Source organism: Mesorhizobium sp. M4B.F.Ca.ET.058.02.1.1 (genome assembly GCF_003952505.1).
GTDB lineage: Bacteria > Pseudomonadota > Alphaproteobacteria > Rhizobiales > Rhizobiaceae > Mesorhizobium.
On record NZ_CP034450.1, the window covers coordinates 563930 to 590058 of the forward strand.

General features: G+C 62.8%; 31 protein-coding genes, 1 tRNA gene and 1 pseudogene. 17 read left to right on the forward strand and 16 right to left on the reverse strand.

From position 1 onward, the window contains the following. Nucleotides 1-134: 134 nt before the first annotated feature. Nucleotides 135-791: an alpha/beta fold hydrolase gene (locus tag EJ073_RS02700; RefSeq protein WP_245455456.1), complete on the forward strand. Its 657-nt coding sequence runs from the start codon at nt 135-137 to the stop codon at nt 789-791. Then, the gene (locus EJ073_RS31940) at nt 788-1102 is read left to right on the forward strand and encodes a hypothetical protein (RefSeq protein WP_245455457.1); all 315 of its coding nucleotides are present in this window, start codon (nt 788-790) and stop codon (nt 1100-1102) included. The genes EJ073_RS02700 and EJ073_RS31940 overlap by 4 nt, the downstream gene beginning before the upstream one ends. Before the next feature lie 454 nt (nt 1103-1556). Here the strand turns inward: EJ073_RS31940 and EJ073_RS02710 are convergent, their stop codons facing one another. Together EJ073_RS02710 and EJ073_RS02715 are read right to left on the reverse strand one after the other, a co-directional pair. Beyond that, nucleotides 1557-1796, reverse strand: a complete 240-nt coding sequence (locus EJ073_RS02710) for a DUF2188 domain-containing protein (protein WP_126054328.1) — start codon at nt 1794-1796, stop codon at nt 1557-1559. 31 nt (nt 1797-1827) lie between these two features. After that, nucleotides 1828-2106, reverse strand: coding sequence for a DUF982 domain-containing protein (locus EJ073_RS02715; protein WP_126054329.1), 279 nt, complete (start codon nt 2104-2106; stop codon nt 1828-1830). A 238-nt stretch (nt 2107-2344) separates the two neighbouring features. Here EJ073_RS02715 and EJ073_RS02720 point away from each other — a divergent pair, with 238 nt between their 5' ends. From EJ073_RS02720 to EJ073_RS02735, 4 genes and pseudogenes are all read left to right on the forward strand, one after another. Then, the gene (locus EJ073_RS02720) at nt 2345-2902 is read left to right on the forward strand and encodes a hypothetical protein (RefSeq protein ID WP_126054330.1); all 558 of its coding nucleotides are present in this window, start codon (nt 2345-2347) and stop codon (nt 2900-2902) included. Between the two features lie 143 nt (nt 2903-3045). After that, nucleotides 3046-3623: pseudogene (locus EJ073_RS02725) on the forward strand (NUDIX domain-containing protein). Nucleotides 3624-3716: 93 nt separating this feature from the next. After that, nucleotides 3717-3802 (forward strand) — tRNA-Leu (locus EJ073_RS02730). 278 nt (nt 3803-4080) lie between these two features. Beyond that, on the forward strand, nt 4081-4977 hold the full coding sequence (locus tag EJ073_RS02735; protein WP_126054331.1) for an ankyrin repeat domain-containing protein: 897 nt from the start codon (nt 4081-4083) through the stop codon (nt 4975-4977). A 594-nt stretch (nt 4978-5571) separates the two neighbouring features. On the opposite strand, the gene EJ073_RS02745 is transcribed toward EJ073_RS02735, so the two are convergent. The 3 genes from EJ073_RS02745 to EJ073_RS02755 form a co-directional block, all read right to left on the reverse strand. Beyond that, nucleotides 5572-6219: an outer membrane protein gene (locus EJ073_RS02745; RefSeq protein WP_126054333.1), complete on the reverse strand. Its 648-nt coding sequence runs from the start codon at nt 6217-6219 to the stop codon at nt 5572-5574. A 91-nt stretch (nt 6220-6310) separates the two neighbouring features. After that, a complete protein-coding gene (locus EJ073_RS02750; RefSeq protein WP_126054334.1) occupies nt 6311-6523 on the reverse strand; it encodes a hypothetical protein in 213 nt (70 codons plus the stop codon). Nucleotides 6524-6576: 53 nt separating this feature from the next. Then, complete coding sequence (locus EJ073_RS02755) at nt 6577-7428, reverse strand: alpha/beta hydrolase (protein WP_126054335.1); 852 nt, start codon at nt 7426-7428, stop codon at nt 6577-6579. A gap of 148 nt (nt 7429-7576) precedes the next feature. Here EJ073_RS02755 and ade point away from each other — a divergent pair, with 148 nt between their 5' ends. Further along, complete coding sequence (gene ade / locus EJ073_RS02760) at nt 7577-9394, forward strand: adenine deaminase (protein WP_126054336.1); 1818 nt, start codon at nt 7577-7579, stop codon at nt 9392-9394. An 18-nt stretch (nt 9395-9412) separates the two neighbouring features. On the opposite strand, the gene EJ073_RS02765 is transcribed toward ade, so the two are convergent. The 3 genes from EJ073_RS02765 to EJ073_RS02775 form a co-directional block, all read right to left on the reverse strand. Beyond that, complete coding sequence (locus EJ073_RS02765; protein ID WP_189347741.1) at nt 9413-10570, reverse strand: alpha/beta hydrolase; 1158 nt, start codon at nt 10568-10570, stop codon at nt 9413-9415. 132 nt (nt 10571-10702) lie between these two features. Further along, nucleotides 10703-11776: an alpha/beta hydrolase gene (locus EJ073_RS02770; protein WP_126054337.1), complete on the reverse strand. Its 1074-nt coding sequence runs from the start codon at nt 11774-11776 to the stop codon at nt 10703-10705. A gap of 104 nt (nt 11777-11880) precedes the next feature. After that, the gene (locus tag EJ073_RS02775) at nt 11881-13284 is read right to left on the reverse strand and encodes a hypothetical protein (RefSeq protein WP_126054338.1); all 1404 of its coding nucleotides are present in this window, start codon (nt 13282-13284) and stop codon (nt 11881-11883) included. Nucleotides 13285-13421: 137 nt separating this feature from the next. Between EJ073_RS02775 and ilvA the strand changes: the two genes are divergently transcribed. Together ilvA and EJ073_RS02785 are read left to right on the forward strand one after the other, a co-directional pair. Further along, nucleotides 13422-14678, forward strand: coding sequence for a threonine ammonia-lyase IlvA (ilvA, locus tag EJ073_RS02780; protein WP_126054339.1), 1257 nt, complete (start codon nt 13422-13424; stop codon nt 14676-14678). Continuing rightward, complete coding sequence (locus EJ073_RS02785) at nt 14675-15232, forward strand: DUF1697 domain-containing protein (RefSeq protein ID WP_126054340.1); 558 nt, start codon at nt 14675-14677, stop codon at nt 15230-15232. Before ilvA ends, EJ073_RS02785 begins: the two co-directional genes overlap by 4 nt. A gap of 11 nt (nt 15233-15243) precedes the next feature. Here EJ073_RS02785 and EJ073_RS02790 read toward each other — a convergent pair whose 3' ends face one another. Then, nucleotides 15244-15534, reverse strand: a complete 291-nt coding sequence (locus EJ073_RS02790) for a DUF2218 domain-containing protein (RefSeq protein ID WP_126054341.1) — start codon at nt 15532-15534, stop codon at nt 15244-15246. 131 nt (nt 15535-15665) lie between these two features. Next, nucleotides 15666-16106, reverse strand: a complete 441-nt coding sequence (locus EJ073_RS02795; RefSeq protein ID WP_126054342.1) for a VOC family protein — start codon at nt 16104-16106, stop codon at nt 15666-15668. Between the two features lie 298 nt (nt 16107-16404). Between EJ073_RS02795 and EJ073_RS02800 the strand changes: the two genes are divergently transcribed. Genes EJ073_RS02800 through EJ073_RS02815 form a run of 4 tightly spaced genes read left to right on the forward strand, consistent with a single transcriptional unit; the run spans nt 16405 to nt 18896 of the window. Then, a complete protein-coding gene (locus EJ073_RS02800; RefSeq protein ID WP_126054343.1) occupies nt 16405-17001 on the forward strand; it encodes a cold-shock protein in 597 nt (198 codons plus the stop codon). Between the two features lie 24 nt (nt 17002-17025). Continuing rightward, nucleotides 17026-17589 (forward strand): DUF192 domain-containing protein, encoded by a 564-nt coding sequence (locus EJ073_RS02805; RefSeq protein ID WP_126054344.1) that lies wholly within the window; start codon nt 17026-17028, stop codon nt 17587-17589. A gap of 19 nt (nt 17590-17608) precedes the next feature. Further along, complete coding sequence (locus EJ073_RS02810; RefSeq protein ID WP_126054345.1) at nt 17609-18376, forward strand: alpha/beta hydrolase; 768 nt, start codon at nt 17609-17611, stop codon at nt 18374-18376. A gap of 19 nt (nt 18377-18395) precedes the next feature. After that, nucleotides 18396-18896 carry a GNAT family N-acetyltransferase gene (locus EJ073_RS02815; protein WP_126054346.1) on the forward strand — a complete coding sequence of 167 codons (501 nt, stop codon included), beginning with the start codon at nt 18396-18398 and terminating at the stop codon, nt 18894-18896. Nucleotides 18897-18963: 67 nt separating this feature from the next. On the opposite strand, the gene EJ073_RS02820 is transcribed toward EJ073_RS02815, so the two are convergent. Continuing rightward, entirely contained in the window at nt 18964-19563 is a 600-nt protein-coding gene (locus tag EJ073_RS02820; RefSeq protein WP_126054347.1) for a hypothetical protein, read from the reverse strand. Between the two features lie 123 nt (nt 19564-19686). On the opposite strand from EJ073_RS02820, the gene cysE reads away from it, so the two are divergent. Then, a complete protein-coding gene (gene cysE, locus EJ073_RS02825; protein ID WP_126054348.1) occupies nt 19687-20535 on the forward strand; it encodes a serine O-acetyltransferase in 849 nt (282 codons plus the stop codon). Nucleotides 20536-20675: 140 nt separating this feature from the next. After that, the gene (locus tag EJ073_RS02830; protein WP_042644432.1) at nt 20676-20879 is read left to right on the forward strand and encodes a DUF3126 family protein; all 204 of its coding nucleotides are present in this window, start codon (nt 20676-20678) and stop codon (nt 20877-20879) included. A 77-nt stretch (nt 20880-20956) separates the two neighbouring features. Here the strand turns inward: EJ073_RS02830 and EJ073_RS02835 are convergent, their stop codons facing one another. Then, entirely contained in the window at nt 20957-21688 is a 732-nt protein-coding gene (locus EJ073_RS02835) for a hypothetical protein (protein ID WP_126054349.1), read from the reverse strand. Between the two features lie 127 nt (nt 21689-21815). Between EJ073_RS02835 and EJ073_RS02840 the strand changes: the two genes are divergently transcribed. Then, nucleotides 21816-22160 (forward strand): hypothetical protein, encoded by a 345-nt coding sequence (locus EJ073_RS02840; RefSeq protein ID WP_126054350.1) that lies wholly within the window; start codon nt 21816-21818, stop codon nt 22158-22160. 19 nt (nt 22161-22179) lie between these two features. Then, nucleotides 22180-22707 carry a gamma carbonic anhydrase family protein gene (locus EJ073_RS02845; RefSeq protein ID WP_126054351.1) on the forward strand — a complete coding sequence of 176 codons (528 nt, stop codon included), beginning with the start codon at nt 22180-22182 and terminating at the stop codon, nt 22705-22707. A 31-nt stretch (nt 22708-22738) separates the two neighbouring features. Here EJ073_RS02845 and EJ073_RS02850 read toward each other — a convergent pair whose 3' ends face one another. The 4 genes from EJ073_RS02850 to EJ073_RS02865 all read right to left on the reverse strand — a co-directional run bounded on the left by EJ073_RS02850 (nt 22739) and on the right by EJ073_RS02865 (nt 25828). Beyond that, nucleotides 22739-23302, reverse strand: coding sequence for an ankyrin repeat domain-containing protein (locus EJ073_RS02850; protein WP_126054352.1), 564 nt, complete (start codon nt 23300-23302; stop codon nt 22739-22741). Nucleotides 23303-23573: 271 nt separating this feature from the next. Then, nucleotides 23574-24179: a transglutaminase-like cysteine peptidase gene (locus tag EJ073_RS02855; protein ID WP_126054353.1), complete on the reverse strand. Its 606-nt coding sequence runs from the start codon at nt 24177-24179 to the stop codon at nt 23574-23576. A 264-nt stretch (nt 24180-24443) separates the two neighbouring features. Continuing rightward, nucleotides 24444-25061, reverse strand: a complete 618-nt coding sequence (locus EJ073_RS02860; protein WP_126054354.1) for a PilZ domain-containing protein — start codon at nt 25059-25061, stop codon at nt 24444-24446. A 128-nt stretch (nt 25062-25189) separates the two neighbouring features. Further along, nucleotides 25190-25828 (reverse strand): PAS domain-containing protein, encoded by a 639-nt coding sequence (locus EJ073_RS02865; RefSeq protein ID WP_126054355.1) that lies wholly within the window; start codon nt 25826-25828, stop codon nt 25190-25192. Nucleotides 25829-26129 lie beyond the last annotated feature (301 nt).

The window sequence follows — 26129 nt, forward strand, 5'->3', positions numbered from 1 at the left end:
CTGGCTCCGGCAAACAGGGTCGCCTGAGATAGCGCGGCGATGGGCCGCCGGCAATCAGCCAGCACTATGCCACGGCGGCGCCTTGCAGCGACATCTGCGGCGGGTAATCTGCCTCGGTCTGCTGCGGGTGGAAGATGTCGATATCGATTCTGTGGTGGCTGCTCGGTGGCGTGGTCGTGCTGGCGGTCGTGGTACTTCTTTTTTTGGTGCTGGCGACATGGTGGATCGCCGCCAAGGCGAAACGGCTGGTGCCGGCGCGCGGAACGTTTGTCGAGATCGACGGCAACCGCATCCATTATGTCGAGGAAGGCGAGGGCAGGCCGATCGTTTTCCTGCATGGGCTAGGCGCCCAGCACCATCATTTCCGCCACACGCTGTTCGGCCGTTTTGGCCCCGGATATAGGCTGATCGCGCTCGACCGTCCGGGCTCTGGCTATTCGGTGCGGGCTGGCGACGCCACCGGGCGACTGCCCGAGCAGGCCGAAATCGTGCGGCGCTTCATCGACAAGCTGGGGCTGGAGAAGCCGCTGGTCGTTGGTCATTCGCTGGGCGGCGCAATCGCGCTGACGCTGGCGGTGGAGCACCCCGGGAGGATTTCGGGCATCGCCTTGCTCGCACCCCTGACGCATCTGGAAACCAGGGTGCGCCAGAAATTCGACCTGCTCTACGTTCCTTCGCGGCTGCTGCGCCGGATCATGGCGTATACGGTGGCGATACCGTTGAGTTTGAAATACGCGGAGCCGACAATGAGGTTCATCTTCGCGAGCAGGCCGTTCCAGGTGACTATATGACCGGAGGAGGCGGCTGGCTCGGGTTGCGGCCCGCCCATTTCCATGCAACCTCGACCGATGTTGTTGCGGTGGAACAGGATCTCGGCCGCATCGAGCAGCGCTATGGCGAGATCGCCATGCCTGCCGGCATTTTGTTCGGCACCGCCGACCGCGTCATTGGCATGGCTGTCCATGGCCAACCGATGCGGGACAGGCTCAAAGGGCTCGATTTCGAGGCCGTCGACGGCGTGGGCCACATGCCGCAATTCATCGAGCCGGAGCGCGTCGCCGCTTTCGTCAGGCGCATTGCCGAGCGGGCGTTTGCTGGCTGAACATCACCCAGCCCTCACGACAATTCACTGAACCTTCGACGTGACCATCGGGTCTGACCCATGTCGCATCAGGGAGCAAAACCAATGATGATGAGACTGCTTGCAGCCTCGGCTTTGACGATCGGCCTCGCCACATCGGCATTGGCCCAGTCGGCCGAGACAACGTCTGGAAGCCATCGCAACTGGCTGTTCGAAACGAAGACACGTTCCCCGTCGATCGCAACACCACGGCCAGCATTGCCGGCAGCGATGCGTCAGGCCTGAACACGCTGGGCAACCCCGGCCCGGCCGGGCCTTGCGCCTCTAGCACGTCCGGACCCGACGCCAATGCCGGGCAAGAACGTCAACGATCAGTATTGCGGCAAGTAGCAGACCGCACGCTTTCCAAGTGGCGGCAGGGTGCCATGGCGGGTATCGGCGGCCGCTGTGGCAAGGGCCGCGCCAGGAGCAGACGCTAGTCGGAAACTTCGGTTTGTGGCCGATCCCGGCCGTCGGCCAGTTCGTCGTGCCAATTGCCTTCGGCGTCCTCGTATTGGATGCCGTCCGTGGCGCCGGCGATCTGCTGCTCGGCCGAAGCGATCTCGGCGGCGCGCAGCGCGTCCTGGTGGGTAGGGAACGTCTCCGAAAAGGTCGCACCGACCTTGTAGGCCCAGCCGCCATCGTGCTCGACGATCTTGTAAGTCAGCTTCGCCATGAAGTCCTCCGGTTGAAAAGCCCCCTTTTGCTCAATGCAGCCGATCGTCGGGCAAGCGGTCGTCGGGCACCAGCACTTCCGATTCCTTGGCCGCCTCGATCAAGGCCCGGCGCGCATCCGCCGTCGAACGATATCCTTCCAGCACTTTGAGGCAAGTGTCGACGGCATCACGATGCCGCGGGCCGCGATTGAGCGGCCAAACCGTCATCAGGCATTCCGCCGCTTCTTTTGTGCTGCGGATCTGGCGATATTTGCCGACATGGCCGAGTTCGACCACCACCGGCTTTTCAAAAGGCTTGCTGTCCATCATGGCCGCAAACGCAAAGCAGCCAATTTGGTTGCAATCGTGTCTTCCAGGCTGCGCCCAAACGTCTCAGCGAAGTTGGTCAGCCCGCCGCCTTCATCCAATGCCGCATCGTCGTCACCGAGCGGGCAAGCTGCGGCGCCGGGTGGATTTCCTCGCCGAAGGTGGCCGCGTGCCAGCGAACGCCGCCGCATCTCTGGCGCGAAGCAGGTAACGTGATTAGACTTGAAGTCGGAGAGACCTAATGCCGGGCCCGTTCGAAGCCGTTAGCACATACTTCCATGCGAAGGATGGGAACCGTCCATTCTTGATGCGGCGCGCCTTTACTGGAGACATCCATCTGGAAATGGTCGTGAAGACCGAAGCCATCTCCTTTCCGAGTTCGGCCGACGGGGTGGCCGCGATCGAAGAGATTCTTAGTCGTGGTTTCGCCAATGATTTCGAGAACGTCTACACCTTCTGCCTTGCGCAACCAACGGAGGCCAATCGGCGCCATTTTCCATGCCACTGGCTGGTCGGTATGTCGGCCAAGAACAATGGTCCAATTCGGGTCGGGAGCGGGCGCTACGACTGGTATTTTACACGGGGTGCACAGTGCAAGGTCGAAAAGCTGGTCATCACCATAGATGTGATGCAGATATTTCCTGCTGATAAGCTTGACCGGATCATGGGCTGGATTACGAATCTGCCTTATCCCTGGTGCGAGCCCGGGGAGATGATGAGAGAAATGCCGCGCCTTGAAGGGCTTGCACCCATTCAGCGCTACCTGAAGGAGATTCGGCCAATTCCGCCGGAGCGCTGATGCCCCGGAAGAAAAGCCGCTAACAACCTGCACCAGACACGAGGCGGTGAAAAATGCCGCCCTGGACCAATGGCTGGCCCGATTGCATGAATGGCGGTTCGCGGCTAGGCCCGTGCGCGGGCACGGGTTCATCGGAGTTCATCATGGAAGATCGCATTCGCATCCGCTCGGAAGAGGTGCTGTCCGACGACTGGGCGGTCCTGAAGAAGACGGTGCTCGATTATCGCCGACGCGACGGGCAGTGGGAGACGCAGATCCGCCAGACCTACGATCGCGGCGATGGCGCGGTGATTCTGCCCTTTGATCCCGCTCGCTCGACCGTGCTCTTGGTGCGGCAGTTCCGGTATCCGGCCTATGTCACCGGCCATCGCGAACCCCTGATCGAGGCCTGCGCTGGCCTGCTCGACGAGAACGACCCGGAAACCTGCATCCGCAAGGAGGCGGAGGAGGAGCTCGGCTACCGGCTGAAGGACGTCGAGCGGCTGTTCGCGCCCTATATGAGCCGGGCAGCGTGACGGAGCGGCTCTGGTTCTTCGTCGCGCGCTACACCCCGGCCGACCGCATCTCGGCCGGCGGCGGCGCGCCGGAAGAGGGTGAGGATATCGAGGTGCTGGAGATGACGCTCGACGACGCGCTGGCCGGCATCGCCGACGGGCGCATTGTCGATGCCAAGACGATCATCCTGATCCAGCACCTGAAATTGTACCCGATCCCGGCTTGAAGGCTGCCGGGCGCCAAGTTCCGGCGCCAGCCCACGCAGCGTCCGCACATGGGCGGTTGACGTTTCGGCCCGAAGCCCCGAAAAGCAACGGGCGCGGACGTGGCGGAACTGGTAGACGCAAGGGACTTAAAATCCCTCGATCTCTGATCGTACGGGTTCGATTCCCGTCGTCCGCACCATCGCACTGGCGCGATCACGGAATTACGCTCAGCGCCCACCTTGCTAAGTTCCTCTGGCGGCGGACTTGATCCGCCTAGGGCCGGCGTCTTACCCCAAAGCCCCCCGCCCAACAGGCGCCGGCCTCTTTTTGTCAGAGATTATTGCGATCACTCCTCGCGAAACTCCTGGTTCTGTTCCGTTAGCGGTCGCTGAAATACCTTGTCGCGATTGAGCATTCACCCTAAACTCTGCCCTTCTCAAAGCGTGCCCAGTCCTCCGGTTTGACACAGGGTAGCGAATGCGCCGCGTTTTGCTTTTGCTTCCATTGGTGCTTTTGCACCTTCCGATTGCAACGCATGCCGCCGCTATCCACGACGCCGCCACGAAGGGCGATGTCGCGGCGATCACCGCAGCGCTCGACGCAGGTGCTGGCGTTGATGAGAGCGATGGGAAAGCGACACCACTCTATCTTGCGGTTAAGAGTGGGCATTTTGCGGCGGCAAAACTGCTCATGGATCGCGGTGCCGACGTCAACGCCGCCCCGACACCGCTTTTGGGTCCTGCTCTCATGCCGGCTTTGGCAAAACGCAGGATCGACTTGATCAAACTGTTGCTGGACGGAGGCGCAAATCCAAATTCGAAGCGCAGCCGCGAAAACGCTATCCACATCGCGGTCAATCTGGGTTGCCTCGATTGCGTGAGGGCACTGGTCGAGGCCGGCGCGGACGTCAATGCGAAGACAAAGGACGGCAAGACGCCGCTCCATCTGGCAAAATTCAAGGGGCTACGCGAAATCGCTGACTATCTCATGTCGCACGGCGTCATCTTGCCAACGCCGTCTCCGATCTCGATGAAGTTGGCTACCGCCGATATTGAGAAAGGCCGAACCTCCTTCACCCGACTATGTGCCGGTTGCCACAATGTCGAGCCACAGGGAGGAACCAAGACGGGGCCGAACTTGTGGAGTGTCGTCGGCCGCGATAAGGCTTCTATGACAAAAATGCGTTATTCCGACACCTTGCTGGGCTGGGAAGGCGTGTGGACGTACGAGGACCTGAACAAATATCTGCTTGAGCCCATGGTCACTACGCCAGGCGTTTACATGGAGATGCCCGGTGTTCCGGATGAGACTGAACGGGTCAATCTGATCGCCTACTTACACACACTCAGTGACAAGCCGATCCCGCTGCCCTGAACCCCTCGTCCTACCCCAGGAGGGCTTGGCCGGGTCGCTGTGTAAGGTCGTAATCGCGCATCAACCGACCTCCCGATACCTACTCCGATTTAGCAATCTCTCAGCTATGGACTCGATTGCTGTGTGGAAGCATTCTCGGCGCTCGGGGAGAGAAGGGCGTGGATAAATTAAACATAGGGGCTGATCAGGCTAAACGCTGGCGAGACCAGGCCCTGCGCGGTCGGAGGAGGCGCCTTTCGCGCGGCGCCGTGTCGTGGGCGCTGATCCTGGTGGCGATAATCATTCTCTGCGGTCTGATTGTGCTGAAAGCCCACTAGTAAGCGTCACTTCAGGCTTTGCGTGGCACTTTGGACACCCAAGGGTGGACACACAGAGAGACTTAAAATCACTCGATTTCCGATCGTACGGGTTCGATTCCCGTCGTCGCATCATGGTACTGGCGCGATCGCGGAATTACCCTTTTCGCCCATGTCGTTAGGTTAATCTGGTGGCGAACTTGATCCGCCCAGGCCGGCGTCTTTCAGGCCCCACCCATTCCCCCGCCCCCTGCGGGCGCCGGCCACCCCATTTCCGGGCGCAACAAGCCGGCCGCGATCAGAATTTGTAGCTCAAATTCACTCCCAGGGTGTGGAGCTTGACGTCCTGATCGCGGTCGTCCGGAATGTCGAAATGTTCCGAACGGAAATCGTAGTACCGGTATTGGGCGCCAACGACGAATTTGTCCGTGAGGGCAAAGTCGACGCCGGCACCGAGCGTCCAGCCGACATCTGTCCGCGTGTCTGCAACGCCATTGCGTGACGCTTCGATGCCGGCAAAGGCGATGCCGCCGATGCCGTAGACCAACACGCGGTCCATGGCGTAGCCGGCCTTGGCGTCGACGGAGCCGAACCATTTTATCTCGGCGCCGGCAGAATCTCCGAGACCGAGGTCCGCCGCGCCGTTGACCGAGGAATAGTTGAGGTCGGCCTGGGCGCCGAGAACCGCCTGGTCGAACTGCCAGAGGCCGGCGACGTGGCCGCCGATGAACCCGCCATTGAGATCCGGCGAGGCGGAAAACGGCGCGCCACCGGTCGAACTCATGTCGGAGCTTCCCCAGCCGTAGCCGCCCTGCAGGCCGGCATAGTAGCCAGTCCAGTCGAACCCCGGGGCGGTCATTGGCAGATCGGCGCCCAAGTCCGCCGCCTGGGCCGACCCGGACAGCAGCGCAAGTAAACCGGCACTGGCGAGCGTCAATCTACGCATCGAGTTCTCCGAAATGGCGGTTTCGAAAGACTCCCTGGTACAACCTAGCCTTATTCGCCGCAAAACGGAATTGGCTTCATTCAACAACGGTTTACGCCGGCGGGTCGCGCACCCGATCCTCCAGGTCGCGCTGTTTTTCGAGAGGCGACGCCAGACGGTTGAAGGCGAACTTGGCCAGCACGGAGCCGGCGATGAAAATCAGGATAGGCGCGGCCCATGTCCAGAACGAATGCGAGGTAAAGAATGCCAGTCCGGCAAGGCCGGCCGTCACTGCGAAGATTGCGAACCTGATCGTCCCTGCCATTTTCCGCCAATCCGAATGATCGTCAGCGACCGACGAACATTCCGGCTCGCTGGCTATTTGGCGTCGATGAAATCCAGCGCCGCCTTGCTGTATTCGTCCGGCGCCTGGAGCATGGCGAAATGGCTGGCGTTGGGCAGGATGATCAGCTTCGCACCAGGAATGACCGAGGCCATGTATTCGGTGTGCTCGCGTTTGATCGCCTCGTCATGGTCGCCGGCGACGATCGCCGTCGGCGTGGTAATCTTGCCGAGTTGTTCCTTGGTCCACGCCGGCTCGCTCTCCCACATGTGGCTGATCTGGGCCACGAAGGCGTCATACTGGTCCGGTGTCTTCGACATCTTCTTGTAGTCGAGCCCAGAGCGCTCGATGTAGGCCGCAAAGGTCTTGTTGGTCATCACGCCCGGATCGACGCCATCGGTGGTGACATTCGCCGCCTGCGCAAAGAGCCTTGTCAGCCGTTCCGGATGATGCAGCGCGATGTCGATACCGATAATGCCGCCATCGCTCCAGCCGACAAGCGCGGTCTTGTCGATCTTCAGGTAGTCGAGCAGCGCCAGATAGTCCGACGCCATCAGGTCGTAGCCATAGGGCTGCTCCGTGCGGGTGGAGCGGCCATGGCCGCGGCTGTCAGCGACAATGACCTTGTGCGTTTTGGCAAGCGTCGCCACCTGGCTCGCCCAGATGTCGGCGTGGCCAAGGCCGCCATGGATGAGCAGCACCGGGTCGCCCGCGCCGAACACAGTATAGTACATCTGGATGCCGTTGACCGGCGCATAGCCGCTTTGCTCGGGCTTGGGCATCGCCGCAGGTTCCGGCAAGGTCTGCCAGCGTTCCTCGGCGGATACAGACCCGGTTGATGCGAGGAGCAGAATGGCGGCGGCAAATGCTTTCCAGAAACGGGTCATCATTCCCCTCTTAGGTTGAGGCCGGATGAGCAGCATCGCCTTTTGCGTGAAATAGTCAACAATTGCGGTCTGCTGCAGGACCCCATGCAGACGGCTCTGGTTCCTTGCTCCGACTTTTGCCAGACTGGCGGCAGCAGAGGACTTGCCGATGACAAATGCCAAAACCGCCAACGCCGCAAAGCCCAAACCCTGGGCGGAAGTGGCGACGCATCTCGTCGATGTCGCGATGGGGCGCAAACCCGCCGATCTCGTCATCCGCAACGGCCGTTGGGTGAATGTTCATTCAGGCGAGATCGTCGCTGGCACCGACATCGCCATCGCCGGCGGGCGCTTCGCCTATTGCGGGCCGAATGCCGGCCACGCCATCGGGCTAGGCACCAAGGTGGTTGATGCCGGTGGGCGCTATCTGGTGCCCGGCCTTTGCGACGCGCACATGCATGTCGAGAGCGGCATGGTGACGGTGACCGAGTTCTGCCGTGCCGTGATTCCGCACGGCACCACCTCGATGTTCATCGACCCGCACGAGATCGCAAATGTGCTGGGCCTGGCCGGCGTGCGGCTGATGCATGACGAGGCCGTCGCCATGCCGATCAACGTGCATGTGCAGATGCCGTCCTGCGTGCCTTCGGCGCCTGGGCTGGAACATGCCGGCGCCGAGCTGACGGTCGCCGATGTCGCCGAGGCGATGACCTGGGAGAACATCATCGGGCTCGGCGAAGTAATGAATTTCCCGGGCGTCGCCGCCAACGACCCTGTCATGTCGGGCGAGATCGCCGCCACGGTGAAGGCCGGCAAGACGGTCGGCGGGCACTATGCCTCGCGTGACCTCGGCCTGCCGTTCCACGGCTATGTCGCCGGCGGTCCGGAGGACGATCATGAAGGCACACGAGCCGAAGATGCGATCGCGCGGGTGCGCCAGGGTATGAAGGCGATGTTGAGACTGGGCTCGGCCTGGTATGACGTCGCTTCGCAGATCAAGGCGGTGACGGAGAGCGGGCTCGACCCGCGCAACTTCATGCTGTGCACCGACGACAGCCATTCCGGCACGCTGGTCCATGAAGGCCATATGGACCGGGTGGTCCGCCACGCCATCGGCCAGGGTTTGAAGCCGGTGACGGCGATCCAGATGGCGACGCTCAATACCGCGCAGCATTTCAGACTGGAGCGCGAGATCGGCTCGATCGCGCCGGGGCGGCTTGCCGACCTGCTGATTGTCTCCGATCTGGCGGCAATGACCATCGACGAGGTCTATGCTCGCGGCGTCAGGCTGGCCAAGGGCGGCAAGCTCGACATCGACATCCCGGCCTACGACTATCCGAAGACAGCGAAGAACACGGTCAAGCTCGGCAGGAAGCTCAAGGCCGGCGATTTCGACGTGGCGGCGCCGAAGGGCGCCAACGAGGTGCGCGTGCGCGTCATCGGCGTGATCGAGAACCAGGCGCCGACGCGCGCGCTGGAGGCCGACCTGCCGGTCGAGGACGGGCTGGTCGGCATGGACCGTCGCAACGATGTGTGCCAGATCGCGCTGGTTGAGCGCCACCGCGGCACCGACGGTGTCACCAATGCCTTCGTCTCCGGTTTCGGCTACATGGAGGACTGCGCGATGGCGTCGAGCGTGGCGCATGACGCCCACCACATCATCGCCGTCGGCACCAGCAAGCGGGATATGGCGCTGGCCGTCAACCGGCTGGGTCAGGTCGGCGGCGGCGTCGTGCTGTTCTCAAAGGGCAAGGAACTGGCGCTGGTTGAGATGCCGATCGCCGGGCTGATGTCGGACGAGCGTGCCGAGATCGTCGCGGCCAAGGCCGAGCAGTTAACGGAGGCGATGCGCAAGATGGGCTGTTCGCTGAACAATGCCTACATGCAGCACTCGCTGCTGGCGCTGGTGGTCATCCCCGAACTAAGGATTTCCGATGTCGGCCTGATCGACGTGACGACGTTCCAGAAAGTCGACCTGTTTCTCTGATCGACCGACGCGCTTTGCCTATCCGCCAGTGGCGATGGTCAGCACCTTGAACGGCGTGGTGATGACCACTTCGGCGACCGATCCCACGGCCTTTCCAATGCCTTGGCCGATATTGTCAAACTCGGCCGAGTTGGGTTCGTTCGATCGCAGGGCAGCTGGTGTACGCAGTCGGTCGCCGAGCAGTTGCACCAGCATCGGATTGTCCGCGAACTTGGCATGGTTCAAACGGTCGCCGCCCTTGGTGTTGGTCAGATCCGCCACGACCACGCCATAGCTGGCAAGGTCGGCGGCATTGCCGTAGTCGCCGACGCGCGGCTTGTCGCCGGAAATCAGGGAAGACAGCTTCAGCGCGCGGTCGTCTCCCGAAAGCAGGATGGCGAAGGGCTTGTCGGGCTTGCCGTAGCGGATCATCTGCTTCTTGAAGACGTCGACGTCGATGTCCGGCGAGGCCAGGATGACATAGCCGATCTTGCCGCCGAGATCGCGGTCGCCGGTGATGGCGAGCTGGCGCAGCGCCTCCATCGTCAGCCACGTTCCCATCGAATGGGCGATGATATCGATGCTCTTGACGTGGGTCTTGGCCAGCATCCGCAGCGTCGCCTCGAGGTCGTCGCGCGCGGCTGTGGAGCTGTCCTTGTCGTAGATATAGCCGGTCGTCTTGCCGCTCGACGCCCAGGAAAACAGCACCGGCGTGCCTGGATATTTCGTGTCGTGCGCGATCTGGGTCAGCCGGAAGACGCCATCGTCGAAGCCGTTGTTGAAGCCGTGCACGAAGACCAAAGCGCGGTCGCCGCTTATGGCGATGTTGGCGCCGACGGCCTTGGCGAATTGCTGCTGGTCCCCATAGTGAACGACCTCGGTGGCGGTGAACTGCTTGGCCGGGTTGCTGTCGGCCGAACCCTTGGCGCGTTCGATGGCGCCGACCTGGTGCACCTTGGGGACGGTGACGTCGACGCGGGCGTAGCTGGTGGTCAGCGAGCGGTCTCCGTCGAACACCTGCCTTGGGTCTTTCGTCGCCTGCTGGCGGGTGGTGGCGACGAAGATCTCGTGCGTCGCGGCAATGTCGGAACCCGGCACCGTAACCGTCGTCTTGTTGAGCAGGTCATGCGTATTCGGGCCGGCGCAGCCCGCAACGAGCAGTGCCAAGGCAGCGACGAGAATAGTGTTCGAACGCACGATCACGCGGCTCTCGCGAAGCACGACGTCGATCCCGCGACGTCAATTGATATTTCGATAAGGCCGCAGCACGGCCGGGTCCAGTTCAAAATTGACGGATGGTGGGCAATCCTGATCGGATACGGCCTACCCTTACTGTCCGAGTTGGCTGATGCGGTCGGTTACAGCCTGATCACTGGCGAAGCCGTCATCCTCGCGCAGCCGCTGGCCAATCATCTTAACCAGCACCGGATTGTCGGCGAACTTGGTGTGGTTGAAGCTGTCCGATCCCTTGGCACTGGAGAGGTCGACGACCGTCACGCCATAGGTGGCGAGGTCGGCCGCGTCCTTGTAGTCGCCGACGCGCGGGCGCGAGCCGGCGATCAGGCCGGAAAGCCGCAGCGCGCGGTCGTCGTCGGACAGGAGCAGGATGAAGGGCTTGTCCGGCTTGCCGTAGCGGCGCATCTGACTCTTGAAGACATCCACGTCGATGTCGGGAGAGGCCAACACCACGTCGCCCAGCTTGCCGCCGAGGTCGCGGTCGCCGGTGATGGCGAGCTGGCGCAGCGTTTCCATGGTCACCCAGGTTCCCATCGAATGAGCGACGATGTCGATGCGCCGCGCGCCGGTCTGGGCGAGCATGCGCAGCGTCACCTCAAGCTGGTCGCGTGCGGCGCTGGCGCTTTCCTTATCGTAGACATAGTCGGTGGTCTTGGCGCCCGAGGCCCAGGAGAACAGCACCGGCGTGCCCGGGTAGCCGGAATCGTGGACGATCTGCGTCAGGCGATAGACCGCGTCGTCGAAGCCGGTGTTGTAGCCGTGGACGAAGACCATGACACGACCGCCGCGCGCTGCAATGTCGGCGTTGAGCGCGCTGGAGAATTTGGGCTGCGTGTCGTAGCCGACCAGCTCGGAGGCCATGAAATATTTGGTGGGATCGTCCGACTTGCCGCGCGAGCGTCGCTCGATCTGGCCCGTCTCGTGGACCGGCGGAACCGTGACGTTGACGCGGGCGTAGTTCAGCGTCGCCGAGCGCTCGCCGTCGAAGACCTTGTTCGGGTCGTCGGAACGCTTGCGCGTCGTGGCGATGAAGATCGAGTGGTTGCCGGCGATTTCTGTCACCGGCGTAGCCATAACGGCACTGCCGAGGATTTCCTCGGCTTTACGGCCGCCGCAGCCGGCCACCAGCAATGCAAGCGCAAGAATGCAAATCGTCTTCAAAGTCACGCCAAAATATCCAATCGGGCCCCCAAAGAGGCCGTCCACCCACCGCGATATCTCCCCGACAGCCGAAGTGCGGCGGAAGTAAGTCGTGTCCAGCCGAAAAGTGATCAGCGCCCGGCGACGGCCATTGCACTGTTGCGCGAAAGCCAGAACGGCGGCAGGAAGGCGGGAATGTTGGAGAAGGGCAGCACTTCCGGCTTCAGCCGGATGCCGAGCACATCGCCCATGAAGGCGCGGCGCGCCTCGATACGACTCCAGGCTTCCGAATAGCGCGCGGCGATCTCCTCGCGCAACGGTTCGTCGGCGAGCGCGATGCCGTCCTCGATGTTGGTGGTGAAATAATCGGTGCCGGTTGCGGGGATGACGTCGACCTGCAGCGCCATCCCCGATTTCAGTTGGATGCCGGAGCCTGAAAACACCGGCGAATGCATCCACTCGTCGATATGAATGAGATGGCCGGGATTGAGACCAACGCCGAAGAACGGGTCGCCGATGCGCTCGTGCACCGCTTTCCACAGCGCGCCGCCGGCGACACCGATGCCGATAGTCTCGTACCAGTCGACGGCGGCGGAAAAATAGGGCGCCACAAGCTTTTCGATGTAATCGCTTATGCCCCGCGGCAGCTCGGCGGCGCTCTCGACCAGGAAGCCGGCGCGGGCGTTTAGCGAACCCTGGATGCCGTAGGCCATGGTGATCGGATCGCCGCGCTTGATGATGTCGAGGCGGGGGCTCGGCAGCCCATAGGGGGCGCGCCTGCCGGCGGACAGCATCAGGTGGCAGCATTGCGGCAGGCCGTTGATGCCCATCAGCCGCGCCGCCTGCAGCTCGGTCATGTCGGGTTCGATGCCCTGGAGCACGTTGCGCAGGCCTTGCGAGGAGAAGGTCGCGGCGAATTCGAAGGACGCAAGCTGATCGGCCTCGTTGATCGCGCGCAGGCCGTCGGCAGGGTTCATCAAGAGATCGGCCGCATTCCGGACCGCGCCGTTGTTGCCGGCGAGCGCGCGCAGCGTGTCGGCGATGAAGGAGGGTAGGTCGAGCGTCGCCTCGCCAAAGCCGGCATCGCCAGCGCCGAACGACTTCCAGCCTATGGCGCCGATCCGGTGGCCCGACCTCAGCCCGCAAGCGGCCAGGATGTCCGGCAGCGCGTCGGAACGGTCGCGCGGCTGCGCCGGCAGCGAAAAGGTCTGGTAGAGGACGCGCTCATAGGGGCCGCCGCAGAGTTCGGCATAGCCCCAGCCCTCATTGCCGACCAGCAGTTTTGCTTCCCTGCCGGGAACGATGACCAGCAGCGTCTCCTCGAAGCGGGGGTCGTAGCCGCAGAGATAGGCGACGTTGGCGGCATGCTCGCGGTCGCCGTAGATGACGAAGCCATCGAAGCCGGCCTTCAAGCCGCGCGCAACCAGCGCTTCGATGCGCGCCTCGTAAGTGGCGCGTGGAATGAGCGGCATCACCGTCGGCTCGCCGAATTCCGGCAGCGACATGGTTTTCAGGGCAACCGACGCGACAGGCATGAACAAACGCCTCCAAGTGCTTGCAAATACCGGGAATGCCGGTAGCGGGGCTCATGGCCGGCGGACAATGGCCTTGCGGGACCGGATGTGCAATAGGCTTACATCAACCCGCCCAGTGCGCTTCGGGACAATTTGCCATGAACAGTTTTTCTTCTCGCGTTGCCACCGCCGCCGCCGCTATTCGCCAGATCTTCCCGGAAACGCCGCTGCAGGAAAACGACTATCTGTCGAAGAAAACCGGGGCGCGGGTGCTTCTCAAGCGCGAGGACCTGACGCCGGTACGCTCCTACAAGATCCGTGGCGCCTTCAATTTCTTCCGCAAGGCGCTGGCCGCCGGCAACAACGCCGAGCTGTTCGTCTGCGCCTCCGCCGGCAATCACGCCCAGGGCTTTGCCTTCGTGTGCCGCCATTTTGGCAAAAAGGGCGTGGTCTTTATGCCGGTGACTACACCTCAGCAGAAGATCGACAAGACGCGGCTGTTTGGCGGCGACTTCGTCGAGATCAGGCTGGTCGGCGACTTCTTCGACGATTGCTATCGCGCCGCGTTCGAATTCGCGGAAAGCGGCGGCGCGCATATGGTGCCGCCCTTCGACCACAAGGACATCATCGAAGGACAGGCGACCGTTGCCTATGAGATCGCGGACCAAATGCCGGGCGCGCGCATGCCCGATGTCGTCATGCTGCCGGTCGGCGGCGGTGGTCTCGCCGCCGGTGTGACGCACTACTTCGCCGACCAGCATCGCGAGGCGCGTTTTGTCTTCTGCGAGCCGGCAGGCGCGCCGAGCCTCAGCGAGAGCCTGTCCTCAGGCAAACGGATCAAGCTCTCCAAGGTCGACAATTTTGTCGACGGCGCCGCTGTCGCGGAGATCGGCCGTGAGCCGTTGCGGCATCTGAGGGAATTTGCCGCCGATGCGGTGCGGCTGATCCCGGAGAACCGGCTCTGCGCGACCATGATCGAGATGCTCAACGTTGAAGGCGTGGTGCTGGAGCCGGCAGGCGCCCTGGCGATCGATGCGCTCAAGGATTTTTCCCGCAAGGAGATCAGGGGCAAGACCATCGTCGCGGTGGTTTCGGGCGGCAATTTCGATTTCGAGCGGCTGCCCGACGTCAAGGAGCGGGCGCTGCGCTTCGAAGGGCTGAAGAAATACTTCATCATCCGCTTTCCGCAGCGGCCGGGCGCGTTGCGCGATTTCCTCGAAATGCTGGGGCCGGACGACGACATCGCCCGCTTCGAATATCTGAAGAAATCGGCGCGCAATTTCGGTTCGGTGCTGATCGGCATCGAGACCAAGGACCGCCGCAATTTCGATCTGCTGAGAGCGAATTTCGACGCCGAAGGCGTGCAATACCAGGACATCACCGACAACGAGACGCTGGCCGGGTTTATCATATGAGCGGGAAAGGAGCGGTCTTCGTCGCGCTGTTTTCCGGCATCAATGTCGGCGGCAACCGCATTGTCAGGATGGCGGAGTTGCGGACCTTCTTCGAGGAACTCGGCTTTTCCGATGTGGTCAGCTATGTGCAGAGCGGCAACGTCGTGTTCCGGTCAGCAAAGGGCGACGCCGCCGGTTTGACGAAAAAGCTGGAGGCCGCCTTCGAGAAGCAATGGGGGTTCCATTCGCGCATCATGGTGCGCGATGCCGGCTGGTTCGTGCGGCTGGTGAAGGAAAATCCCTATCCGGAGGTCTCCGACGATCCGACCAAGCTGCATGCCTATGTGCTGGAGCGCGGGCCGACGACCGAGGAGATCGCGCGGCTCGCCGAAAAATGCACCGGCCCGGAGCGCTTCGAGGTCAAGCGCGACGTGCTTTACCTGCATGCGCCGGAGGGGCTCGGAAAATCAGTGTTTGCCAATCTCATTCCACGCACCCTGAAAGTGCCGGGCACAGCCCGCAACTGGCGCTCGGTGCTGGCGCTGGTCGAGATGGCGGGCCAGACAGGCGCTTGACGCCAATCGGCTCACGCGGCCTTCTGCCAGTCGAAGGTCAGTTCCTCGCGGAAGGCAAAGCGCTTGATGTGGTCGGCGACGACCGTTTCCAGGCGTTCGAGCGATGTCGCGTCGTCGGCTGCCACGGCGATATGGAGCGCTTTGGCATCGGCCTCCATCACCGTGCGTCCCAGCGACGTCAGGTCGATAGCGCCGTGGTGCGGGTCGAACTCGACCGGAAATTTGTGCGCCCAGTGCTTGCAGAGTTGCTGCAGGTAGCGGCTGGCATGTTCGGTGGCGACATCGGCGCGACTGGTCGGCATGGATGAATTTCTCCCGGCGGATCAAGAAAAACGCCAGCCTCGTAAAGCTGGCGTCATGAGCGGATAGATAGGCGCCGTCTGGCGAAGCGCCAGAGCTTGGCGGTTAAATTGCCGTGGGATTGGCGAAACGCCTACCAGCTGCCTGTGTTCGGCATCGAGGCCCAAGGCTCGGCCTTGGCCTTTGCCGGGCCCTTCTGCAGCAGCTCGATCGAGATCCCGTCCGGCGAGCGGATGAAGGCCATGTTGCCGTCCCGCGGCGGCCGGTTGATGGTGACGCCGCTGTCCATCAGGTGCTGGCAGGTGGCATAGATGTCGTCGACCTCATAGGCGAGGTGGCCGAAATTGCGGCCACCCTTGTAGTCCTCCGGGTCCCAATTGTAGGTCAATTCGACCAGCGGCGCCTTCTCCGCGATGCCGCTCTTCTCGTCTCCCGACGCGGCGAGAAAGATCAGCGTGTAGCGCCCCTGCTCGTTCTCGTAGCGGCGCACTTCCTTCAGGCCGAGCTTGTTGCAGTAGAAGTCGAGCGAGGCATCGATGTCGGCGATGCGGACCATGGTGTGCAGATAGCGCATGGGATCTTTCTCCGGGCGTTGCGTCGCGGCGGAACATAGGGGCCACCCGACCAAAGGGCAATCGCCGGAACGCCGGAGCAAGAGGGGCAATCCGACAGTCAAGCCGAGCCGGAGCGCGGCACAGTCCGATTTTAGGACACGTCACCCCGGTTGCGGACATGCCGGCAAACGACAAATGAGGTATTCCAGTGTTCAACGGTGAAAAAAGGCACGTCAGGTCTTGCACACACCGGAAGCCGCGGTGTTAATCTGATGTCAAGAATCAGTTGCGGTTGTGTTGAAAAAAGGGGGCATTCTTATGGGGGAAAAGGCCTCTTTTACGGGGCGGGACGGAAGCCTTGACGGCGCCTTGAAGCGCGACAGCGGCGGCGAGGGCGCCGACCTTGTCGAAATCGCCGGCGCGATCAAATGGTTCGACGTGGCCAAGGGCTACGGCTTCATTCTTCCGGACGATGGTGCCTCCGGTGATATCCTCCTCCATGTGACATGCCTTCGAAAGGACGGGTTCCAGACCGCGCTGGAAGGCGCGCGTGTCGTTTGCCTGGTCAAGCAGGGCGAGCGCGGCCTGCAGGCCTTCCGCGTTCTTTCCATGGATGCCAGCACGGCGGTGCACCCGGCCGAGATGCAGGAGCAGCGCACACATGTCACCGTGGCGCCGGAGAGCGGACTCGAACGGGCGCTGGTGAAGTGGTTCAACCGCACCAAGGGATTCGGCTTCCTGACCCGGGGCGAGGGCACCGAGGACATTTTCGTCCACATGGAGACGCTGCGGCGCTATGGCATCACCGAGCTCAGGCCCGGTCAGGTCGTGCTGGTTCGTTTCGGCCGCGGCGACAAGGGCCTTATGGCTGCCGAAATTCACCCGGATATGGGCACCTTGCCGGTCTCGCATTAAGCGCAGTCCGGCCGAGGATCTTGCATGCTTCACAGGAACTGGCTGACGGCTGGCGCGGTCTGCGTCGCGATGGCTTTCGTCATCGCGGCCGCCGTCTATTTCTATTCACAGCGGCCGACTTCGGCCGATGGTCAGGCCATGATCCTGCCCGTCGACCCGACGCCGCTGGTGGCGGTGACGAAATCGGGTGAACGCTCCTTTTCGATCGAGATCGCCGACACATCCGATGAGCGAGAGGCTGGCCTGATGTTCCGCCAGCAGATGGCCGACGATCACGGCATGCTGTTCGTGTTCGAGGAGTCCAGGGACCTGACTTTCTGGATGAAGAACACGCCGATGCCGCTCGACCTGATCTTCGTCGGGCAGGACGGCAGGATCCGGGCAATCTTGCACGGCGAGCCGCAGTCCGAGGCGATCATCTCGCCCGGCGAACCGGTGCGCTTCGTGCTCGAGCTCAAGGCAGGCACGGCCGCCAAGGACGGTATCGCGGACGGCGACCTGTTGCGCCATCCGGCCATCGGCACGGCGTCGGGGCCGGCCAGGCCGGCGCCGGACAAGGGCGATGCGCCGAGCGTCGATCCCAACTGAACAATCCGGACCTTTGCCGATGCAGTATTTTTCGCACGACGGTTTCGACCTTGCCTATCTCGATCGCCAGCCGGCATCGGGCTACGGCGATCCGGTGCTGATGATCCACGGCTTTGCCTCCAGCCACTATGTCAACTGGGTGTCGCCCGGCTGGTTCAAGACGCTGAACGATGCCGGCTACCGGGCGATTGCCTTCGACAACCGTGGTCACGGCTCGTCATCGAAGAGTTACAACGAGGCCGACTACACGCCGGCGAAAATGGCTTCCGACGGGGCAGCCTTGCTCGATCATCTCGGTATCGAACGGGCCCATGTGATGGGCTATTCGATGGGCGCGCGCATCTCGGCTTTCCTGGCGCTGTCCGACCCGGACAAGGTGGCGACGCTGGTGTTCGGCGGCCTTGGCATCGGCATGGTCGACGGTGTCGGCGACTGGGACCCGATCGCGGCGGCACTTCTTGCCGAAGATCCAGCGGCGACGACGCATCCGCGCGGCCGCTCGTTTCGCGCCTTCGCCGACCAGACGCGCAGCGACCGCCGGGCGCTTGCCGCTTGTATCGCCACCTCGCGCGAACTGCTCAGCGAAGGTGACATGGCGCGGATTTTCCAGCCGACCCTGATCGCCGTCGGCACCAAGGACGACATTGGCGGCTCGCCGGACGAACTGGCGGCGTTGATGCCGAATGCAAGGGCATTCCACATCGAGGGCCGCGACCATATGCTGGCCGTCGGCGATAAGAGCTTCAAGCAGCGCGTGCTGGAGTTCTACGCCGAAAACCCGCTCTAATACGGCACCAGTGAGTGCCATGGTCGACCTTCTCGTCACTTACATGGAGATGACCGAGCCGCCGTCCGGCGAGGGCATTGCTGCCCGGCTGGCGGGTGCGACGGTGGGGCGGGAAACGCTCGATATCGGAGGCTATGTCAGCCTCTACCGCGCCGTCGGCGAGCCGCTGCAGTGGGATCAACGGCTGCGCATGGAGCCACGGGAGCTTGAACGGCTGCTCGCCAGTCCGGCGACGCATGTCCATGTCCTGCGCGTCGACGGCGAGGCGGCCGGCCTGTGCGAGTTCAACGGCGTTGGCCAATCCGTTGTCGAGCTCACCCATTTCGGGCTTGTGCCCGCTTTCCAGGGCCGTCGGCTCGGGCCGTTCCTGCTTGACCGGTCGCTTCGCGCGGTCTGGTCATATCGGCCCGAAAGGCTCTGGCTGCACACCGACACCTATGACCATCCCAATGCGCAGCCAGTCTACCGGCGCGCAGGCTTCAAGGCCTATGCCGAGCAGATGGAGACCTTGCCGGATTAGGCAATGCAGCTATTATTTTCCACGCAATTCCGGACGGAAAACCGTTACACACTTTTCCTGGAATTGCTCAAGCTTCGAGCGCCTGCAGCGATCGTGCAAGGTTCCGCCTGGCCTGGGGTTCGAACCGTTGCCGGAACTCGTCGGTGTGGAAGATATGCGGGCGGGCAAGGAAACTCTTCAGCACCGCGCCGCGTCCGGCACGCCACATCGGCTCCTCGACCCAATGGTATTCCTGGCGGACGGCCCGCTCGTAGGCATCGAAGGTCTCGGGCGCCGCACCCAGGATAGCGAGGTCCATGTCGAGCATGAGTGCCGCGTCGCTGGCGAAATCCTCATCGTCGGAGCGCGGCAGTTCGTGCGTGGCGGTGGCGAGGATCATCGCGGCGACGCGGCCGAGGCGCCCCGCGTCGGTGCGGCCGGCGAGTTTTTGCTCGGCAAGAGCGGCACTCTGCGCCTCGTTGTCCTTGGCCCGGCTGTCATAGATGGCGTCATGGAACCAGATCGCCGCCTCCACGGCTTCCGGGTCATGGAGCAGGCGTCTATAGTCCGCCGCAAGCTCCAGCATCGCCTCGATATGGGCGAGGCCATGGTAGCGGCGGTCCGTTGCCCGATAGAGGGCCGAGAGCTCGCTTTTCAGCGGCTCATCGATCAAGGGTTCGTTTTCCATGGCTGCTTGAATTCCCGTAAACCAAATCCATTTGACAGAGCACTAAGGAAAATTGAGTTCAATCCTGCTACGATCTGGCCTATATGTGCGGCCGGAGAATAGCCGGCAGGCCGGAGACCGTCGATGAACAGCATTACGATTGCCCGCCCCAGCATTGTGCAGCCGGTCGACCCGATCTGGCGCTCGGTCCGTGACGAGGCGATGGAAGCGGTCAACCGCGATCCGCTGCTTGCCGCGTTCCTCTATTCGACCATCCTCAACCAGGAAAGCCTGGAAGAAGCGGTGATCCATCGGCTGGCCGAACGGCTCGACCATCAGGACATCGGTTCCGACCTCATCCGGCAGACCTTCAATGCCATGCTGGCCGACGATCCGGATTGGAGCACGACGGTTCGCGTCGACATCAAGGCCTATTACGACCGTGATCCGGCCTGCGACCGCTTCATCATGCCGGTGCTCTACTTCAAGGGCTTCCACGCCATCCAGACGCATCGGCTGGCGCACTGGCTGTGGAACCAGGGCCGCCGGGATTTCGCGCTCTACCTGCAGAGCCGCTCCTCCTCGGTGTTCCAGACCGACATCAACCCGGCCGCCCGTATCGGCAAGGGCATTTTCGTCGACCACGCCACCGGCCTAGTCGTCGGTGAGACCGCGGTGATCGAGGACGATGTCTCGATCCTGCACGGGGTAACTCTCGGCGGTACCGGCAAGGCCGGCGGCGACCGCCATCCGAAGATCCGCCGCGGCGTGCTGATCGGCGCCGGCGCCAAGATCCTCGGCAACATCGAAGTCGGCCATTGCTCGAAGATCGCTGCCGGATCGGTCGTGCTATCGCCGGTGCCGCACAACAAGACGGTCGCCGGCGTGCCGGCGCGCGTCGTCGGCGAAACCGGTTGCGACCAGCCTTCCAGGCAGATGGACCAGCTTCTGCCGTCGCAGACCATGGACCACGTTGTCAGCTTCGATATCTGAGGCCGGGATGCCCGCGCGCGGCTGAATCCGGCTGTACGCGCGGAGCGGTTCCGGTTCTGTCGCCGGCTTGCCTTTACATCGCCATTGTCGGCGTGCCAGAAGCCGCGTTCAAATCAGCAAGCCGACGATCGGAGAAGACTTTGAAGCCGGACGAAATCAGAAAGCTGGACGCCTATTTCAAGCGCGTCTTCCAGAATCCCAAGCTCCAGGTGAAGGCGCGCCCGCGCAAGGAGGATTCGGCCGAGGTCTATGTCGGCGACGAATTCCTCGGCATCGTCTTCAAGGACGAGGATGATGGCGACTACAATTTCTCGATGGCGATCCTCGACATCGATCTGGGCTGAGCCCTCTGCCGGCCGGACCTGAGCCTGTGCGGTCCGGTCGATGCTTCCCATTGGAAACATGCAATGAATCTAATGGGCTAGCGCCCTGTCTTCAGGATGTGCGTAGCCTTCGCGGCGATTGCCGCGTCAAGCGCCTGCCAGTTGCCGAGAAACTCTCGGGGAAAGCGGTAGGTGAGGCTGAGGCCGTCGCCGACATGGATGTCGCGCTCGCAGGGCGCCAGCGATTCCTCCGCGCTCGGTCCGCTCAGGCAGCGGGCAACGAAAGGATCCTTGCCCGGGCGGGCGGCGACAGCAAGTACCTCGTTGAGATAACCTGACTTCTCGGTGAAGCCATAAAGCGTCGTGCCGCCCGGCCCCGAGGTGCCGGGCTGGACGATCAGCGCGCTGTAGATCGGGGCGAGGCGGCCGCTCATGTCGCGCGACATCATCTGTTGCTCGAAGGACAGGAACACGATGTTCTTGCGTTCGCCCTTGTGGTTGAAGTCGTCGCGCGCGGCGGTGCTGTAGCCGTCCAGTTCGGGATAGCGCATGTAGAGGTCGAGACGCGAGGCGATGCCGTCGCGCCGTGCCTGCTCGAAGCGAATGAAATTGGCTGGCACGGCAATGACATTGTTGCCGATCACGACTTCATGGACGGTCGTGTCGTCAGTGTAGCCGGCCATGGCGATCGAGCGTCCCACCCACTTGCCGCCGAGGCTGATTGCCACCGACAGCAGCGCCAGCGCCGCGAAGGTATAGAAGACCCGCTTCATCAGCGTGGAATCGACAACCTCGAATTCCGGGCCATTGACTGTCGCAACCTGCTTCATCGCTTCCCCGTTACCTCGGCCGCCTGACATCCCGGATGTCCCCTGGCGGCACACATGGCGCGGCATGGCACTTGCAGCGCGCCTGTCGGGCGCGACTGTGCGACGTCATGGTAAAAGGAAGGTAAAGATGGGTGCTGTGGAGCTCTGGCTCTTTACTTTCGCGGTCGGCCTCACCGCTAGCGGCATGGCCGGATCGACGATGGAACTGGCTTGCGGCCGACGGCTTGCCTTCACTGAACCCTACGTGTCGCCTTCACATATACTGCGATCGCTGGCCGCGACGGCATGCGCTGGACCCTTCATGCTCGCCAACGATGCGCTGGATGCCCACAGACGGGGCCGCATCACCATGCTTGCGCTGATTTCCTGCGGCTGCACGACGATAGCCTGGACGCTGGCGCTGGGTATCGTCCTGCTCGCCATTGCATCCTGGGCGACCGGTCTCCTAGGGTCGGCTCACTTCCCAGCGTGAGACGATTCGGAGACGGACAATGCCGACCTATACGATCGACGGAAAGGCTCCCACCTTCGAGGACGCCGACAGCAACTGGATCGCGCCGGACGCGACGCTGATCGGCGACATCAGCATCGGCCGCGATGCCGGCTTCTGGTTCGGTGTCGTCATCCGCGGCGACAACGAGCCGATCACCGTCGGCGCCGAGACCAATGTCCAGGAGCATACGGTGATGCACACCGATCCGGGCTTTCCGCTGACTATCGGCACGGGCTGCACGATCGGCCACCGGGCGCTGCTGCATGGCTGCACGATCGGCGACAACAGCCTGATCGGCATGGGCGCCATCGTGCTCAACGGGGCAAGGATCGGCAGGAACTCGCTGGTCGGCGCCGGCGCACTGGTTACCGAGGGCAAGGTCTTTCCCGACAATTCGCTGATCGTCGGCTCGCCCGCCCGCGTGGTGCGGGAACTTGACGAAGCGGCCGTCGCCAGGCTGCGCGGCTCGGCGGCGCACTACGTCGCAAACGGCAAGCGCTTCAAGGCCGGGCTGAAGAAGGCCTGAGTCCGCGACAGGTGGCGGGCATTGGCATCTCTCAGTGTTCATCCCGGCCAGCAGGCTTATCCAGCGCCCCGCGCAGCAATGCGGCGCCGGTTTCAAAGCCGGCATCGTCCGCTTCCTCCAGCGCCGTCGAACAATCATCGATGCGGGTCCTGAGCGCCGGGTCCGCGCCGGCCGCGAGAAGCAGGCGTATCGCCTCTACATCACGCATCGCCACCGCGTAGTGAAGCGGCGTCCAGTCGTTGACGCCGCGCATGTCGGGATCGGCGCCATGCTCGATGAGGGTACGGATGACGTCGTGCCTGTCTCGCCGCTCGGTCGACAGCGCTGCGATGATGGAAGGGAACCCGGCATGGTCCGCATAGTTCGGATTCGAGCCCGCCTCGATCAGCGCCGAGATGAAGGCAAGCGGGCTCCAGTAGATCGCGTACTCCAGCGGGTGGCCAAGGCCGAGCTCGAACGGCATGCGTTCGTCGAACCAGCGCGGCGCGCCGCCCAGGGCCGTGCCGAGAACCTCAAAGTCGCCGGCTTTGAAGGCATCGTCGATGGCCTTGAACAGCCGATGACGCTCACACCGGTCGTCGGGGATCTCCAGCATGGCTCTGATCCGCAATGATTGACCATATTGCTCTCAATCACCCCAGGCGCAAAGCCATTGTCGACCGGAGTGCTGCGCACCGCCAGAAATGGCGGAGCCGGCCCGGGGACAGGGCCGGCTCCTAAAACCCGGTCGTTGGGGACGGGGAGGGTGGGGACTCGACCGGGCTTTCTCCCTAAGCGCGCGGCGTGGATGCTACGCGCTTAATCTCTTTGTGCATGCCGCTGCCCCAAAATCGCTGCGCTGCTTTCGGGCGGCGTGCTTCGGCGGCCTAGCGGACGCTGGCGACCGCGTCCTCGCGGCCGTCATTGATCGTCACCCAAACGCCCGAATTCTCCGTCGACTGGCGCTTGAGGTAGGTGTAGTCGGTGTCGGTCCAGGCCAGCACCTTGGGTTGAAGATTGTCGAGGATGAACTCGCCAAGGCTGGTGCGCACGGTGAGCACCGCATGGCCGTCGCCGTTCGGCTGCCGCGCCACCGTCATCAGCAGGTCGCCGGCCGGCACGCCGATGTTCATCAGCGCGCGGCGCTTTTCCAGCGCGTAGTCCTCGCAGTCGCCAAAGCCGTTGTCGGGGTAGGACCAGACCTCTTCCTTGCCCCACATCTCCATGTCGGTGCGCGGCGTGATCCTGGTGTTGACGGAATTGTTGATGTTGACGATGGCCGCCCACAGCTTGCGGGTCAGTTCGATCGGCGCCTGCTTCGGCGTCCGTTCCTTGCATTCCTGCGGAAGCTTCTGGCAGAATTCGTAGTGGCCGACCGGCTGGGTAGTGCGACCGCCCGTGTGCATGAAAGCCGGTCCCGCATATGCCGTTGCCCAAGCGGAAAGCTGCATCGCCATTGCCATGAGCAACAGCTTGCCCCTCGTCTTCTTCATTGTTTTAGTCTCCCCGTTTGAGGAGACCATCTCATGACCGGATTTATTTGACGCAAAAACCCGAAGTAGACATTGAGTAAAACGCCAAGAGAATAAGCATAAAATTTGAATTAGTTTGAACTAAAATTCTTACGGCCCTTCGTCGGCCAGGATCTGACGAGCCGACCGTGTCATGCGCAGGGGCAATTCCGGTCGTGTGGGGCGCGAAAAAACAAAACCGGCCGCGATGGGCCGGTTCAGCTGCTGGTCTCGCGGGCCCGTTGCTCAGGCGCGCGGCGTGTTGAACTCGGAATCCAGGGTTTCCGGCCGCTGGATGACGGCGAATTCGACAGCGACACCATCCTCGAAATGACGCACCACCTGGCCGCGCATCGTGCCCAGCATGATCTGCACGCCGATCGCCGGCTTGACGTCGATCTCGACCGCGGCGCCCGAGAGCGACAGGTCGATGATGCGACACTGGTACTGGCGCCCGTCGGTGAGCTGGAGCACGCTCATCGGATTGCGCGGCGCGACGCGTTCGTGGCGGCGGTCTTCCGGCAGGTCGAGCTCGTGCTTGTTGGCAAGCCAGGTCAGCTGCGCGGCAAGCTTGTCCTTCTTGCGGTCCGAGGCGATGACGGTCATGGCGAAACCGTCCTGCGAGGTGCGGGTCACCACACCCTCGACGCGGCCGATGTGATCGATATAGGCGATGACCTTCTCACCCGGCATGCCGACGCGCTCGGTTCGAAGTGCGACGTTGCCCGGCGACATGTCGATCACCTGGCACGGGTGCTCGGTGCGGTCCTCCAGCATGAAGCGCCCGTAGATCTTGACGCGGACGCGCTGAAAATTACGCCTTTCGGCGCGGGACGGCGCAAAGTCGACCGCCGTTGACCTCATGACTGCCTACACCCCGTTGGCATTCCCCGCGTCAATGCGAGGAATTTCACCGGGAAAACTACAACAATGGAGGTTAACAAAGGGGAAAAGTGGACCCCCTTCGCAGTCGATCCGAATGCTGGAGGTGGCTACTCGCCGCGCCCGCCCTCGAACACCACCAGATGGCGGATGCGACGCGCGCGGCCGAGTGCCGGAAACGTTTCTGGCGGATCGAACTCTGAAGGCACAAGCGAGGGAACATTGATGGCAGGCCGGTTCTTCAGGAACATCGGCTCCTTGTCCGGATCGACGACGCGGATCGAATCGATCAGCGCGTCGGTGATCGGGTCGGCACCCAGCCAGAATGGTCTTTCGGCGGCGCTGATGACACCCAGGCAGCGCGGATTCTCGACGCCGCCGTCGAGCGGCAGGGCAAGCAGTTCGAACTTGTTGGATCGGCCGTTTCCACTGAAGCCCTCATAGGTGATCAGCACCACGGATTTCTGCTCGAAAACGCCGTGGACCAGCCGCGAGACAAGCCGCTGGTCCTTCTCGCGCCACAGCGAGGGGAAGGAGAACCCCTTCAGTTCGCGACCATAGGAGGCGCAAAGCCTGGTGCCGGCCAGCCGGAACACGGCCTCGCCGCGCGTATCCCTTTCCAGGATGAATGTGTCGGCCAAAAGCGACTTGATGTCGGCGGGCTCCACTTCCGAACGCTTCGGGGCGGGGCGCCCATCACGCAGCTGGTTCCAATATTGGAACAGCGTGATCGATCCGTTCTGGTTCATTGTGTGCTCTTTCGCGCAAACTGTCTTTTCATGTCCCATCGGCGAACAGACAGGGCGCCCTCCGATGACCTACATGCGTTGCGGAGCAGGATGCGTGCCAGCATCGTTAACACTTGTTCACGGGTCGGGGACGTTAAGGTTAACAAGTCGTTTACGTTGCGGCCGAGCCCCGCCTGTGGCACACCAAAACCACTCCAGAAGCGGTCGTTTCGCGACGATCGGCAGCACTTCGGTCAAGAGTTTCGGGGAGCAGGGGCTCGACCGGCCGTTCAAGGGGGAACCTTGGACGGCTTCTTTTTTG